Raw genomic sequence first — 13,046 nt, 5'->3', positions numbered from 1 at the left:
GAGTCTGTGAAGAAACTCCCGGTAGGCAAACGTCCCTTCGTTGTGGTCTGATGACGCGGCTTCGCGGCGGTGGTCAGCTCCGTCGACGCGATGCGCTTCGCATCCATCGCATCACGAGGGGACCATGTACCGCTTAGGACGTCTGACGCTCGCCGTCACGCTGGGAGCACTGCTCGCTGCCTGCACCCCTTCCACGCCGACCGCCACGACCGGCTCCAACACAGCGGCAGCAAGTGGCCCCGCCAAGCCCGCCGTGACGGCCGACGAAAACACCTGGGGCAACTACCTCGCTGAACAAGGCAAGCTGCACGGCAAAGACGTGGCGATGCGCCCGTACATCTACGTGATTCCGGCGGGCGATAGCGTCGCGGCGAATGCGCGTCGCCAAAACGAAACTGATTCGGTCGTGCACAGCATCGGGCCGATTCTCATGCCCGGCGGCATGCTGATCGTGGGCGGCCCCGATCCCAAACAGACCTCTGCCTTCCTGAGCGATGTCGCCAAGCAACTGAAAGCGGATGCGTTGAAGGGCATCGTGGTGATGGTGGTGAGCGATGCATCCGAACAGGCAGCAGTGACCCGCACGCTCAAGGCCAGCGGCGCGACCGTGCGCGTTGTAACCATGTAACTTCAGAGCGTGTGAGGAGCTTGGCGCAGGATGTCGCGTATACGCTGGTTCGGGTGGCTCGGTATTGGTGTGTTGGCGAGCACGCTCGCGGTTTTCGCGTTGCGCCCGACGGCGCACGAATCACCGGATGCGTCGTTGCTTGCGCAACGCATCGCGTTGGGCAAACAGCTCTTCAACGATCCGTCGCTGAGCGCCGATGGCACTGTGCGCTGCGCGTCTTGCCACATGCCGGAAAAGAGCTATACCGATGGGCGAGCGGTAGCAGTCGGCGCATACAGGCGTGCCGGTACACGCAACACACCGAGCCTGCTCAACATCGCCGCCGCGAACGAATCCACCTTCTTTTGGGACGGACGCCGTACCGTGCTCGAACAAGCGGTACTCGATCCCCTTACCAATCCCGTGGAGATGGGCCTTCACGATCAAACTGAACTGTTGCAGCGGATCATTCACAATAGGGTGTACCGCACAGCCTTCGCGCAAGCCTTTCCCGGTGGAGGCGATTCGCTCACGCCCAACGAGGTTGGCACCGCGCTCGCTGCCTATGTCCATTCGCTGACCTCGGCTGAAAGCGCCTTCGATCGCTATCGTCGTGGTGATCGCACCGCTTTGAATCCGCGCGCACAACTCGGACTGGCCCTCTTCCAAGGCAAGGCCGGTTGCGCCGAATGCCATCGGCTCGAAGGCGCGTCGCCAACATTCACCGATCACGCCTATCACCGCTCCGGCGTCGGCATGGACGGCATCGCTGCGAATCTCCCCACGCTCACCGAAGGTGTGATCGCACGTTCGCTGCAAGGCGGTGCGATCGGGGATCGCGTAGCGACGCATGCCGACGAAGCACAGCTTGGACGTTTCAACGTTACGCTGGAGCCCGCGGATATCGGGCTGTTTCGCACACCCTCGTTACGTGGCGTGTCGCGCACAGCACCCTACATGCACGATGGCAGCGTGCCGACGCTCGAAGATGCCATCGATCGTGAAGTCTATTACCGCAGCCTGCAGGCCGGTCGACCGTTGAATCTGAGCGTGGAAGAACGGCTCGACCTTGCCGAATTCCTGCGCGCGCTGTGAGGGGCAACGAACACCACCCCCTCTCAATGTGCGGAGCGCTGACGGGCCTCGGCCAATAGCGCTTGCGTGGCTCGCCACGCATGGCGCGCCGTACGTGGATCGCGAAACGCCCGCGCATGAGCTGTCGCACCATCGATCAGCATGAGGATCACGCCGGCGAGCCGCTTCGTTTCACCGGCGTCAAACTCGTCTTGCAAGACACCTTCGATCAAGGCGAGAAGCGCCTTCTTGTGACGCACCGCGACCTCCGACAACTCCGGCTCGCTCAGGCCGTATTCGCCGATCGCACGCTCGAACAGGCATCCCGTGAAGACCTCGCTCGTAAACCACTCTTCATGCCAGTCGAAAAGCGCCTTCAGTTTGGTATCGACACCGTCCTCGGCGGCGATGCGCGCAGTGAGTTCCTCGATCACCCCACGGTGCCTCCATTCGAGCACTTCCTTCGCCAACCTTTCCCTTCCCTCGAAATTGTTGTACATCGACTGGAAGGCTACCCCGGCCTCCCGCGTAATCTGACGCACGCTGACCGCATGAAAGCCATAGCGGCCGAAGAGTTCCGCGGCTTTACCCAGCACCTTCGTGCGTGCTCTGCGACGGGCGAGTTCGTTTTTTTCGTGGGTGATGGTCATGATCGTCCCCGGCCGGTGGGCTCGTCATCGACGACAACTGATCGCTCAAGGCATCGTAGTAGTCGCCGCAACTGGCGAGTCGGAGCATACACCCGACCCATACGGCGGACATGGCACGGGGTTCACGCTTCGTCAGTGGCCGGATCACGTTTTCGAGCCAGCCTTCACCGTGTACATCGTCGACCGTGATGTGCTCGTCGTAATAGCGCGTGATGGATGGCCCGAGGCCAAGGCGGCGGCACCCGGCGATGAGCTTGCGGTACTGCGGCGGATCGAGCAGTTCCGTGGCGGCCATCACGCCCAGCAGTCTGAAATAGTGCTGCCGGTTCAGGGCGCACAGCATGAAGAGGTTGTAGCCGCGCAAGCCTTGCCAGCTCAGTTGCGAGGCAAAGTCGTCGCGGGAGGGCGCGATGCCCACATCGGTCAGGAGATGCCGGAACAACTGCACGTGGCCGTGTCGCGGATCGCCCCGCCCTGCTTCGTCCCAAAAATTCGAGGCCAGTTCCTGGCGGGTTTCCGGTGGCGAACCGATCATCGCCATCACGATCAGATCGAAAAACCGGACGTTGAGCGCCGTGTCGCTGCGAAAGAATCCTTCGAGCTGCGCACGCGTCGCGTGCGTCTCAAGCATGTCGAACAGCGGATGATGGGACGCCGCATGCGCCTGAACCGCACCGCGCACCGCGTCGATCAACGCGTCCGGCGAGTCGAAGACAGGGGCCGCGCCGATCCGCTGGTATTCGGCCGCCAGCCACTGCCGTTCGATCGCGCCGCGCAGCCCGGTCAACAGCGGATCGAACTGGTTGACCACAGCCGGCATCGCCGGATCTGCCACGTGCAAGTCATACAGCGCGAACAACGCCCGATGCACGTCGGCCAAGGCCGCCTCGTCCCGCTCTACGAAGGCGCGACGCAGCAAGGCGGCGAGACGCGCCTGCAATCGCGCCGCGAACCGGTCGTCGTCTTGCACGCTCCAATCGACACGCGGCAACCGTGTCAACGCGACGATCACGTCACCGACCGGCATGGCCAGCAGTTCGGCCCGCGACACCGAGGGCATGGATGCCTTCGACCCAGTCTGCGTTTCCCAATCCATGAACATCGTGTGGCGCCCTCCTCGGTGATGATCCTAATCTCCGCACGAACTGGATCATGTGTTCTAGACACACCGTCCGTCTCGTGCCCCTCACATGGCGATGCCGTCTTGGCCAGCGCGCACCGCGCCCTAACCAGGAAGGGCGAACTTGCCCCATCTTTCCGTAACAAAACACGACGTCTGTCACAAAAATGACATGTAGCCATTGACAGCCCCGACCGGAAGGTCCGAACTGGCGCCTCACAAAAATGGATCAATCGTTCTAGTCTTTAGAGGCCCTCCCGGGCCTTTCCGGAGGCGATGCATGAGCGAGACATCGGCAGTCGAGGATGCAGGAGCGGCGCACGGGTCGCTGGTCGAACCACACGGTCCGCTATCGCGCGTGGCCGCGAGCCGCGTGACGGTCGCGGCGTTGGCGCCTCGCGTCGTGGGGCAGCATGTACGGGCTGCGCTGCGCGCCCTTCGCGACGGCGAGGCCTACGGCACGAAAGCGGTACTGGAGCCGACGCGCGACGAATTGCGCGCCCTGCTCGGCGACGCGGCGGATGCGGCGTATGCCGCAGGCGAGCGACCCAATTGGAAACTCAGCGCACTCGTCAGCATCAACCCTTCGTACGGCGCGGTAAAGATCGTCGGCTCGCACAGCTACAACCGCCAGCACGGCGATCTGCGATCCACCTCGACGGTGCTGCTCTACGACAAACTCACCATGCAGGCGGTGGCGATCCTCGATGGTTCGACGTTGTCGGCGCAACGCACCGGGGCGTATGCGTCCGTCGTCATCGATCGATTGCTGTCCCAGCGCGCGCGTTTTTCGGTGTTTCTGTTTGGCGCGGGTCGCGTGGCCCAAGCCGTCGTCGAGGATCTGCACGCCCATCATCCCGAGCGCATCGACACGCTGTACATCCGAAGCCGCACGCAAGCCAGTGCCGACGCGTTCGTCGCACGGCTGGCGCCGCATGTGGCGTTTCCACTCGTCGCCGCGCCCACGCTTGACGCGCTCCCCGATTGCACGTTGATCGTCACCGCCTCGAACGCCAACGCGCCGCTGTTCGAAGCCTGGCAGGTCGGCGACGCATCGATCGTGTTGCATCTGGGCGGCGATGAAACACCGGACGAACTGATCCGCTACATGCTCGAAGCCGGCACGGTGATTTGCGATGACATCAACACCGTCGCGCATCGCCGCTCACAGAGCTTGCCGCTGTTCTTCGCCCGCACCGGACGCTCCCTGGAGTCGATGGCTAACGCGTATCAGGTGCGCAACCTCTGGCAGATTATGGACGAGACCACCCCGTATCGCATGCCCGCGCTCGTGACCTGCGTGGGCTTACCTGTGCTGGATCTCTATCTCGCCCAGCACGTGTACGAGACGGCACGTGACGCCGAAGCATGTCGGGGCTGAGGCGTGTCGTGTTCATCGATCGATGGCCGCGATCAGAAGCGGTGCCGCACGCCGGTCGCGATCGTGAATTGCGTGTTGGTCGAGGAAGCACCACCGGCCGTCGTCATCGCGGCGATCGGCCGATACCGTCCGCCGACCAGCGTCGTGCCATCGCCCAACGCTTTCTGATACCCCGCCGTGACGTATAACTCGGTGCGCTTCGACAGCAGATAATCGATGCCTACATTGATCTGGTGCCAAGTGGGCTTGAGGTCCGCGCCGCCCGTGCCGGGCAACCCGGTGGCGCGACCGTCCGTGTAGGTGTAATCGGCCACGATCATCCACGGCGCACTTAGCCGGTAGCGCAGGTTGGCGTCGATGTTGGTGAGCTTGCGCGTCGCGCCGTCGTTGTAGTCGAGTTGCACGTGACTGACGCCGAGCCCCACGGTCGCCGGTCCCCACACCACATTACCGCCGACTGCGGCGATGCGTTGGCGTGCCACGCCACCGTCAATCCCATAGAAAAATCCCGAGCTGTAATCATCCCCCGTTGTCGAGGACGCACCGCCCACGGCACCACTCGTATTGCTGATGGCGTTCGGGTGATTCAACTGCATGTAGCCACCACCGATCGATACTGGACCCTGCGTGGTGTTGACGGCGAGCGCCCATGCGTTGTTGTTCGCAAAGCCCTGTGATCCGCTGCCGGAAGCCTGGTTGCTGAAGCCGTAGAGCGCGTCGAAGCGCCAACCAGCGAATGCGTCAGAGCGGAATTTCACTGCGTTGTTGATGCGGAACGACTGATCGAGGTTGTCGTTGTCACCGACGTGCGTGGACGGTATCCAGAAGCCGGACCCGAAATACGGTGCAACGAGATCGGCCAGCGGATCGTACTGGCGACCGAACGTCAGCGCGCCGACGTCCCGCTTGGCGAGCCCCACGAAAGCCTGCCGTCCAAATTCGCGCCCGCCTTGTCCGAGCGTGCCGTTGGTCGAATAAAAACCGCTTTCGAGCGTGAAGATGGCCGACAGTCCATCGCCAAGATCCTCATTACCTTTGACGCCCCAGCGATTGCCGCCGAGCTTGCCGGAGCTTTCCTGCCACAGCGACCCGCCCTTGACGTTGTCGGTGTACGAGATGCCCGCGTCGATGATGCCGTACAACGTGACTGTGCTTTGCGCCATGGCGCTGGAGGCAAGCAACGACAATGCGCTGCCCGCCACGATGAAACGTCCGTGTTTCATGGTGGTGATGTCCCCGTCGTGAGGTGGTTGATGAACCCTTCGTCGCGCCGCGATACGCGTGGCGCGATCTCCTGTCATTCGCATGCCTAATCGATAGGCATTCGCACCGTGCTGGCGCCCATCCGTGCGGACGCTGCGGCGTTACGCGGCAGCGCCGGTCATGCCTGGCGGCGCCGTGGCGTGTCCCTCTTCATAGGTGCTCACTTCGTCAAAGCGATCAACGCGAAAAGCATCGATAGGCAACGAGGCTCGCCCCTCGCTGATGAGTTCCGCCAGGAGCTGCCCGACGATCGGTCCGAGCTGAAAGCCGTGTGCCGAAAACCCGAATGCGTGGAACGCCGACGGTGATCCGCGGCTCGGCCCGATCACCGGCAACCCATCGGGCAAAAACCCTTCGATGCCTGACCAGCAGCGCACGGCGCGTGCGGTGCGCATCACCGGAAAGAGGTCGATCGCCGTACGTGCGGCGCGTGCCAGACCGTCGAGGGCCAGCGACGTACCGTTCGTGTTGAGATCGACCGCCGCGCGATGACCGCCGCCGATCAGCACGGTGCCGTTGGGAAATTGCTTGAACGACAGTGATCGGCCGGCCGCGCCCACCACCGGTCCCACGAACGGCGCCATGCGTGCCGTGACCATCAGCATTGAGCCGTTGGGCTGCAGCGGCACGGCATCCCCGAGCGCCGCGGCCAACCGACCGCCCCAGGCACCGGCGGTATTGACCAGCGTGGGAGCGCGATAGCACGTCCCGTCCGAGGTGCGCACCGTCCACTGTCCCTGCGCATACGTCGGGTTCGCCGCGGTCACGCCTTGATGGATCAGCGCACCGCACCGTTCGGCCTGACGCTGGAACGCCAGCGTGATCGGATACGGCAACGCATAGCCGTCGTCCTCCACCAGCAAGCCGCCCACGCAGTGCGGTGCCAGCGCCGGCAAGCGCTCGTAGAGTTCATCGACCTCGATCACGTGTTCGCGGTAGTCGAGTCCCAAGGCCGCTACGGTGCGGCTACGCGTGCGCAAACGTTCGAGTTGTTCCGCGTTTTCGGCAACGCGGATCTGCCCCACCGCCTTGAAGCCGCCGTCACTCCCCACGAGATCGGGCAACGTGCGCCACAGTCGTTTGGCCGCAACCGACAGCGGCAATTCGGGCAACGCACGGCCGAGCGTGCGCACACCGCCGGCGTTCACGCCCGACGCGTGCCGTGCCACGTAATCCTTCTCGATCACGCGCACGGTGATGCCGCGCCGCGCAAGGTGCAAGGCGGTCGAACAACCGATCAGCCCGCCGCCGATCACCACCACATCCGTCGTTCGGGTCATCGCGCTGACTCCGGCTCATCGAGCAGTCCCGCGAGCTCACCGAGCGGCACCGGCATGACGGGAGGACGCGGGCGCAACGGCAGCGGTATTGCCTCGCCGGATACCGCATTCGCCATCCGATTCGCCAGCGTCAGCGCACAGAGACGACCTTGGCAGGGCCCCATCCCGCAACGCAGGGCGCTTTTCACCTGATTGGGATCGCGGCTTCCGCCGTCGAGGACGCGCTGCACGTCGCGCACCCGCACGTCCTCGCAGCGGCAGATCAGCGTGTCGTCGTCCGTCGGCACGAGGCAATCGTCGGCGGGGCGATACAGCGTGTCGAGGAACGGCCGCACCGCCGCGTCGCGCGCGAGATCACGCTGCAAGCGCCGGCTCGTCGCGGCGAACGTGTCTTCGCCGACTTTATCGAGGTCATGCGCGATCGCGAGCGCCGCCAAGCGACCGCGTGCCGGCGCCGAGGCCGCGCCGGTGATCGCTGCCGCATCGCCCGCGACGAACACGTGCGGCTGCGAGGTTCGCCCATACGCATCGGTCACGAGATGCCAGCAGGCCGTGCGGGCATCCCAGCGGCGTTCACAGCCGGCAGCGAGCGCGGCATGGATATGCGGTACGACGCCTTGATGCAAAAACAAGCCCGTGACGCCCTCCAAGCGCCGACGTTGTCCCCGATGCTGGAATTCAACCGCTTCCACCGTATCGCGACCGAGCGCGCGCAGATCGCGCACGCCGGCGAACACCGGTGTCCCGGCGCGACGCAAGTGCCACAGCAAGCCAAGGCCGCGACGCAGGTACGCGGGTGTACGCATCGCTGCCGGGAGGTATGGCAATGCCTGCGCATAATGCGCGAACGGCGTGGTGTCCAGCACCGCGCGCACCGGCACACCCGCACGCCGATACTGCAGGGCGACGAGGTACAGCAAGGGACCCGAGCCCGCGAACACTGGCTCGCGATGCACGAGGCCCGTGGTCTTCATGAGAATCTGCGCGGCACCGGCCGTCATCACGCCGGGCAAGGTCCAACCGGGCAGCGGCCACGGGCGTTCCATCGCCCCGGTGGCGAGCAGGAGACGACGGGCGTGCACGCGATGCGCGCACCCGTCCACCGAAAACGCCACCTCGCCGTCCGCCGCCACCCACCACACCGATGCACCGGGCCGATACTCGATGCCGCACGCCCGGAACCGCGCTGCGAGTTCCTTGCCTCTCGCGGAACCGGGATCGAGCCGCGCATGGCGCTCGGCGTGCTGTTCGATGCCGCGATAGATTTGCCCGCCCGGTGCGGGTTGCTCGTCGAGCACCAGCACCGAGAGATGCCACTCGCGCGCTGCCACCGCCGCACCCATGCCGGCCGGCCCCGCGCCAACGATCACCAGGTCATACGCGGTCATGCGAGCCTCCCAACGTGATGCGCATGCCGGCACGCACCGGCGTCAGACACGTGCGACAACCCGGTTGACCGTCGATCTCGGCGACGCACTCGAAGCACACGCCCATCAGGCAATACGGCGCGCGCGGCGCGTGTGACACGGCCGAGCGTCGCCACGGATATGGCAGTTGCACGGTGAGCAAGGCGGCGGCGACCGTGAAGCCGTCGGGGACCGCGACGGGTACGCCATCCACGAGGATCGTGACGGTCCGCGTCGCCGCGGTCGGCGTTGAAAACAGCGGCACGTTCATCGTGACCCCGCAAAGAGACGTTCCAGCCCGATCAGGCGATCGATCACGAGGATCAGCACCAGCGCCCCGACGATCAGCAACGTCGAGATGGCCGCCACGGTGGGATCGATCGAATCCTCGATGCGCAGGTACAGACGCACTGGCAACGGCGTCAGCGTGGGCGAGGCAATGAACACGCTCATCGTCAGCTCATCGAAGCTGTGGATGAAGGCGAGCAGCCATCCGCTCGCCAGTCCCGGCACCAGCAGCCGCAGCGTGATACGCCGGAATACGGTCCACATGGACGCCCCCAACGACATCGCCGCCTGTTCGAGCGCATGATCGAGATCGCCCGCCGACGTGAGGCACAACCGCAACGCATACGGCAGCACGATGAGGGTGTGCGCGACGACCAGGCTCGCGAAGCGACCGTTGAAGCCGAGATCGGTAAAGAAGCGCAGGAACGCCACGCCCAGCACGATGTGCGGAATCAACAACGGCGACATCAGCACACCATGGATAGCGGTGCGCCCGGGAAACGACCCGCGCGTCAACGCCAACGCGGCCGGTACGGCGAGCAGCAGGGCAAGACTGGCCGAGGTGACGCCCAAACCGAGACTGGTGCGCAAGGCCGTGGCGAATTCCGGCACGCGCAGCAGCGCGCGATACCAGCGCAGCGAGGCGCCATCGAACGGCATCGCCAGATAGCCCTTCGCGGTGAAGGACACCAGCACGATGACGATCAGCGGTGCGGCGAGAAACAGCAGGAAGAGCGCGTGGAAGCCAAGCGCCAGGAGTCCGTTCTTTCTCATGGCGTGACCTCCTCCATCGGCATCGGCACGGGTCGCTCCGATTGCGTCCCGCGTCGCTCGCCGAGGCGTTGCCATGCGGCGAGGATGGCGAGGTTTGCCACCAATAGGGTGAGCGCGAGCGCCGCGCCTTGCGGCCAGTCCATCGTGCCGAGGAACGCGTCGTAGATCGCAGTGGCCACGACTTTGAGGCGTCGTCCGCCGATGATCGCAGGCGTCGCGAACGACGTGGCCGCGAGCGAGAACACGACGACCGCGCCCGACACGATGCCCGGCACGATCTGCGGCAACACCAGGCGCCGGAAAATCCACCACTCGCTCGCGCCGAGCGAGGCGCCGGCCCGTTCGACATCCGGATCGCAGCGCTGCAAAGCGACCCACACCGCGATCACCACGAACGGCACCAGCACATGCACGAGGGCGATCACCATGCCGGTCATCGAGTACATCAGTACCACGGGACCGTCCGCGAGCCCCATCACTTGCAGTGCTTGGCTGATGAGCCCATCGCCACCGAGCAACACCGCCCAACCCAGCGTGCGCACCACGACCGAAATAAGGAACGGCGCGAGGATCGTCGCGAGACACACGCCGCGCCACGGTGCACGCATGCGCGAGAGGATGATCGCTTCCCACGTGCCGAGCCCCACGCACACACCCGTCACGGTCGTGGCGAGCGCGAACGTGCGCGCGAAGATGGCGTGGAAGTACGGATCGCTGAGGACGGCGACGTAGTGCATGCCACCGAACCCCACCCCTGTCGCGTGCGTGGCATCGGCCACGCGCAGGCTCAGCAGCCCCGTGGCCGCGAGCGGCACGGCGAGCAGCAGCCCGTAGAACACCAGCGCCGGCGCGCTCAGCGCATACGCCGGCCAACGGCGAGAGGATTCATGCATGGGAACCTCCCTCGACGATGCGCAGGTCCTCCGGCTGCCAGTGCAAACCGACGCACTTCCCCTCTTCGATCGGCGCCGCGCCGTTCTGGCAGCGGGCAAGCAACGTCCCCAAGGGACTCTCGACCTCGTAGAGCCAGTGGTCGCCACCGAAGAGGCGCATGCGCACGGTGCCGGTCAGGTCGCTGGCTGCAGCGGCGATGGGACCGGGAATCAGCGCGATCTTCTCCGGACGCAGACTGACGCGAATCGGTCCCGCCGCGGAGGCCACCGGCGTGATCGGGAACCGGTGCCCGCGTGTGGCGACGATGGCCGCACCGTTCGCGCCGGCTTCGAGCTGCGCATCGAACAGATTGGTTTTGCCGAGGAACGTCGCCACGAACGCCGTGCTTGGACGATCGTAGACCTGCCGTGGCGGGCCCACCTGTTCGAGGCGTCCCGCGTTCATCACGGCAATGCGATCGCTCATCGCCATCGCCTCGGCCTGATCGTGCGTGACCATGATCGTCGTCGTGCCGACCGTGCGCTGGATGCGGCGCAATTCCACTTGCATGTCCTCGCGCAGTTTCGCGTCGAGGTTGGACAAGGGCTCATCGAGCAGCAGGACAGGTGGCTCGATCACCAGGGCGCGCGCGAGCGCCACGCGCTGACGTTGCCCACCCGAGAGCTGCGCGGGATAACGGTCGCGCAGGCTTCCCAGGCGCACGAGATCGAGGGCATGCGTGACGCGACGTGCGCGCTCGAAGGCCGGGACACGCCGGGTTTCCAGGCCGAAGGCGATGTTCTCGCCCACGGTCATGTGCGGAAAGAGCGCGTACGACTGAAACACGACGCCAAGGCCCCGTGCGCTCGGCTTCGTGCCGTCGAGGTCGCGCCCATCGAGCCGGATCGTGCCGGACGTGGGCGCGATGAAACCGGCGATCATTTGCAGCGTCGTGGTCTTGCCACAGCCGGAAGGACCGAGCAGCGACAGAAACTCACCACGTTCCACCGCGAGCGACACCTCGTGCACCGCAGTCGCGTGCGGGTAGCGCTTGGACAGCGCGTGAAGTTCAAGAAAAGCCATGATGGTTATCGGAAAGCGTGCCGACACCGCTCGCATCCGCGAACGTCATCGGCCGGTTGGCCCGCGCGTGGGCAATCAGCGTTCGATCTCGCGCATCCAGCGCGCGGTCCAGACCGCACGCTGCGCGTTGACGGTTTTCCAGTCGACGGGGACGAGATGCGCCACGGCGTCGGCGCCGTACACGACGGTCTTGGCCACGGCGGGATCGAGCGTCACGGTTGGGTTAGTGGGTCCCCAACCGGCTTGCGCGGCCAGGATGCGCTGCACACGGGGCGAAACCAGGTCCTGCACCAGCGCCTGGGCGAGTGTGGCGTGCGCGCTGCCGTTGACGACGCACGCGGTCGTGAGCAAGGCCTGCGCGCCCTCCTTCGGCACGACGAACGCGACCGGGAAACCGGTGCGCGCCAACGCCAGCGTGCGGCCACTGCCCCACACGCCCAGCACCACCGCGCCGGTCTGAAAGAGTTCGGAGATCGTGCCGGAGGCGGTTTCAAAACTCAGCACCGACGGCGCGACATGCTGGGCCATGTACGCGAAACCCGGATCGATGTGCTGCGCGTCGCCGCCCTCGACCCGCGCCACGGCCAGCAACGTTTGCAGGCCGTAGGTGTTGCTGATCGAGGGCACCAGCACGCGCCGATGAAAGCGGGGATCGCCCAGCGCCGTCCACGACGTGGGGGGCTTCCAACGCTGCTCGGCGAAGACCTTAGTGTTGTACGCCAAGCCCGTGGCGACGATGCCGATGCCCACGGACTTCCCTTCGCCGTTGACCTTGGCGATGTTGTAGAGGTCCGCATACACGGGTGCCGGCCTGAGCGGTTGGCACAGGCCCATCGTGTCGGCCTGCTGCATCGGGCCATCGTCGAGCACCGCGACGTCGATTTGGGGATGCGCGCGCTGCGCCTGCAGGCGCGCCAGGTTGGTGGCCGACGTACCGGCCACATAGGTGATCGACACACCGTGCGCCTGCGCGAATGGCGCAAGCACCTGCGTGCGAAACATCGTTTCAGACGAGCCGCCGTAACCGGCGACGACCAACGTCGGCGCTGCCGCGACGACGCCTTGCCATCCGGTGACGGCGAGCGCACCGATCGCCACGAACCAGCGGCGACAGCGCACGCGACGCGGCGTCCTTGCCTCCTTGCGCATGATCTTCTATGACCGAAAAAGCTATGGAAATCAGAGCATAAGAAGCCAAAAACGATCGCGTCAAAGTCGAAAAATGCGACAATTCATGCCAAAAATCT

General features: G+C 65.2%; 13 protein-coding genes. 3 read left to right on the top strand and 10 right to left on the bottom strand.

The window, feature by feature from the left end; genetic code table 11:
* Positions 1 to 124: 124 nt before the first annotated feature.
* Both KY49_RS38435 and KY49_RS06680 read left to right on the top strand, forming a co-directional pair.
* Positions 125 to 628, top strand: a complete 504-nt coding sequence (locus KY49_RS38435) for a hypothetical protein (RefSeq protein WP_231636346.1) — start codon at positions 125 to 127, stop codon at positions 626 to 628.
* 30 nt (positions 629 to 658) lie between these two features.
* Positions 659 to 1,702: a cytochrome-c peroxidase gene (locus tag KY49_RS06680; protein WP_052495619.1), complete on the top strand. Its 1,044-nt coding sequence runs from the start codon at positions 659 to 661 to the stop codon at positions 1,700 to 1,702.
* Between the two features lie 23 nt (positions 1,703 to 1,725).
* Here KY49_RS06680 and KY49_RS06675 read toward each other — a convergent pair whose 3' ends face one another.
* Both KY49_RS06675 and KY49_RS06670 read right to left on the bottom strand, forming a co-directional pair.
* A complete protein-coding gene (locus KY49_RS06675; RefSeq protein ID WP_231636345.1) occupies positions 1,726 to 2,331 on the bottom strand; it encodes a TetR/AcrR family transcriptional regulator in 606 nt (201 codons plus the stop codon).
* Positions 2,267 to 3,433 carry an iron-containing redox enzyme family protein gene (locus tag KY49_RS06670; protein WP_042583881.1) on the bottom strand — a complete coding sequence of 389 codons (1,167 nt, stop codon included), beginning with the start codon at positions 3,431 to 3,433 and terminating at the stop codon, positions 2,267 to 2,269. The genes KY49_RS06675 and KY49_RS06670 overlap by 65 nt, the downstream gene beginning before the upstream one ends.
* Before the next feature lie 298 nt (positions 3,434 to 3,731).
* Here KY49_RS06670 and KY49_RS06665 point away from each other — a divergent pair, with 298 nt between their 5' ends.
* Complete coding sequence (locus KY49_RS06665; protein WP_052495618.1) at positions 3,732 to 4,832, top strand: saccharopine dehydrogenase NADP-binding domain-containing protein; 1,101 nt, start codon at positions 3,732 to 3,734, stop codon at positions 4,830 to 4,832.
* Between the two features lie 32 nt (positions 4,833 to 4,864).
* On the opposite strand, the gene KY49_RS06660 is transcribed toward KY49_RS06665, so the two are convergent.
* The 8 genes from KY49_RS06660 to KY49_RS06625 form a co-directional block, all read right to left on the bottom strand.
* Positions 4,865 to 6,055: a porin gene (locus KY49_RS06660; protein ID WP_042583880.1), complete on the bottom strand. Its 1,191-nt coding sequence runs from the start codon at positions 6,053 to 6,055 to the stop codon at positions 4,865 to 4,867.
* 141 nt (positions 6,056 to 6,196) lie between these two features.
* A complete protein-coding gene (locus tag KY49_RS06655; RefSeq protein WP_042583879.1) occupies positions 6,197 to 7,375 on the bottom strand; it encodes an NAD(P)/FAD-dependent oxidoreductase in 1,179 nt (392 codons plus the stop codon).
* Positions 7,372 to 8,763, bottom strand: a complete 1,392-nt coding sequence (locus KY49_RS06650) for an FAD/NAD(P)-dependent oxidoreductase (RefSeq protein ID WP_042583878.1) — start codon at positions 8,761 to 8,763, stop codon at positions 7,372 to 7,374. Before KY49_RS06650 ends, KY49_RS06655 begins: the two co-directional genes overlap by 4 nt.
* Positions 8,750 to 9,052: a (2Fe-2S)-binding protein gene (locus tag KY49_RS06645; protein WP_042583877.1), complete on the bottom strand. Its 303-nt coding sequence runs from the start codon at positions 9,050 to 9,052 to the stop codon at positions 8,750 to 8,752. The genes KY49_RS06650 and KY49_RS06645 overlap by 14 nt, the downstream gene beginning before the upstream one ends.
* Positions 9,049 to 9,843: an ABC transporter permease gene (locus tag KY49_RS06640; RefSeq protein ID WP_042583876.1), complete on the bottom strand. Its 795-nt coding sequence runs from the start codon at positions 9,841 to 9,843 to the stop codon at positions 9,049 to 9,051. Before KY49_RS06640 ends, KY49_RS06645 begins: the two co-directional genes overlap by 4 nt.
* Complete coding sequence (locus KY49_RS06635) at positions 9,840 to 10,736, bottom strand: ABC transporter permease (protein ID WP_042583875.1); 897 nt, start codon at positions 10,734 to 10,736, stop codon at positions 9,840 to 9,842. The genes KY49_RS06640 and KY49_RS06635 overlap by 4 nt, the downstream gene beginning before the upstream one ends.
* Positions 10,729 to 11,799 (bottom strand): ABC transporter ATP-binding protein, encoded by a 1,071-nt coding sequence (locus KY49_RS06630; protein ID WP_042583874.1) that lies wholly within the window; start codon positions 11,797 to 11,799, stop codon positions 10,729 to 10,731. Before KY49_RS06630 ends, KY49_RS06635 begins: the two co-directional genes overlap by 8 nt.
* 75 nt (positions 11,800 to 11,874) lie before the next feature.
* The gene (locus KY49_RS06625) at positions 11,875 to 12,948 is read right to left on the bottom strand and encodes an ABC transporter substrate-binding protein (RefSeq protein WP_042583873.1); all 1,074 of its coding nucleotides are present in this window, start codon (positions 12,946 to 12,948) and stop codon (positions 11,875 to 11,877) included.
* Positions 12,949 to 13,046 lie beyond the last annotated feature (98 nt).

The sequence above is a fragment of the Burkholderia sp. MSHR3999 genome, assembly GCF_000833595.1.
Taxonomy (GTDB): Bacteria; Pseudomonadota; Gammaproteobacteria; order Burkholderiales; family Burkholderiaceae; genus Burkholderia; species Burkholderia ubonensis.
The sequence above is the reverse complement of the archived record's forward strand: the minus strand, read 5'-3'. Positions and strand labels throughout refer to the sequence as shown.

What these genes read in the sequence shown, in the direction of transcription:
- KY49_RS06680 (WP_052495619.1), top strand. Translation starts at nt 659, where the DNA reads ATGTCGCGTATACGCTGGTTCGGGTGGCTCGGTATTGGTGTGTTGGCG.
- KY49_RS06665 (WP_052495618.1), top strand. Translation starts at nt 3,732, where the DNA reads ATGAGCGAGACATCGGCAGTCGAGGATGCAGGAGCGGCGCACGGGTCG.
- KY49_RS06635 (WP_042583875.1), bottom strand. Translation starts at nt 10,736, where the DNA reads ATGCATGAATCCTCTCGCCGTTGGCCGGCGTATGCGCTGAGCGCGCCG.
- KY49_RS06670 (WP_042583881.1), bottom strand. Translation starts at nt 3,433, where the DNA reads ATGTTCATGGATTGGGAAACGCAGACTGGGTCGAAGGCATCCATGCCC.
- KY49_RS06650 (WP_042583878.1), bottom strand. Translation starts at nt 8,763, where the DNA reads ATGACCGCGTATGACCTGGTGATCGTTGGCGCGGGGCCGGCCGGCATG.
- KY49_RS06625 (WP_042583873.1), bottom strand. Translation starts at nt 12,948, where the DNA reads ATGCGCAAGGAGGCAAGGACGCCGCGTCGCGTGCGCTGTCGCCGCTGG.
- KY49_RS06660 (WP_042583880.1), bottom strand. Translation starts at nt 6,055, where the DNA reads ATGAAACACGGACGTTTCATCGTGGCGGGCAGCGCATTGTCGTTGCTT.
- KY49_RS38435 (WP_231636346.1), top strand. Translation starts at nt 125, where the DNA reads ATGTACCGCTTAGGACGTCTGACGCTCGCCGTCACGCTGGGAGCACTG.
- KY49_RS06675 (WP_231636345.1), bottom strand. Translation starts at nt 2,331, where the DNA reads ATGACCATCACCCACGAAAAAAACGAACTCGCCCGTCGCAGAGCACGC.
- KY49_RS06640 (WP_042583876.1), bottom strand. Translation starts at nt 9,843, where the DNA reads ATGAGAAAGAACGGACTCCTGGCGCTTGGCTTCCACGCGCTCTTCCTG.
- KY49_RS06655 (WP_042583879.1), bottom strand. Translation starts at nt 7,375, where the DNA reads ATGACCCGAACGACGGATGTGGTGGTGATCGGCGGCGGGCTGATCGGT.
- KY49_RS06645 (WP_042583877.1), bottom strand. Translation starts at nt 9,052, where the DNA reads ATGAACGTGCCGCTGTTTTCAACGCCGACCGCGGCGACGCGGACCGTC.
- KY49_RS06630 (WP_042583874.1), bottom strand. Translation starts at nt 11,799, where the DNA reads ATGGCTTTTCTTGAACTTCACGCGCTGTCCAAGCGCTACCCGCACGCG.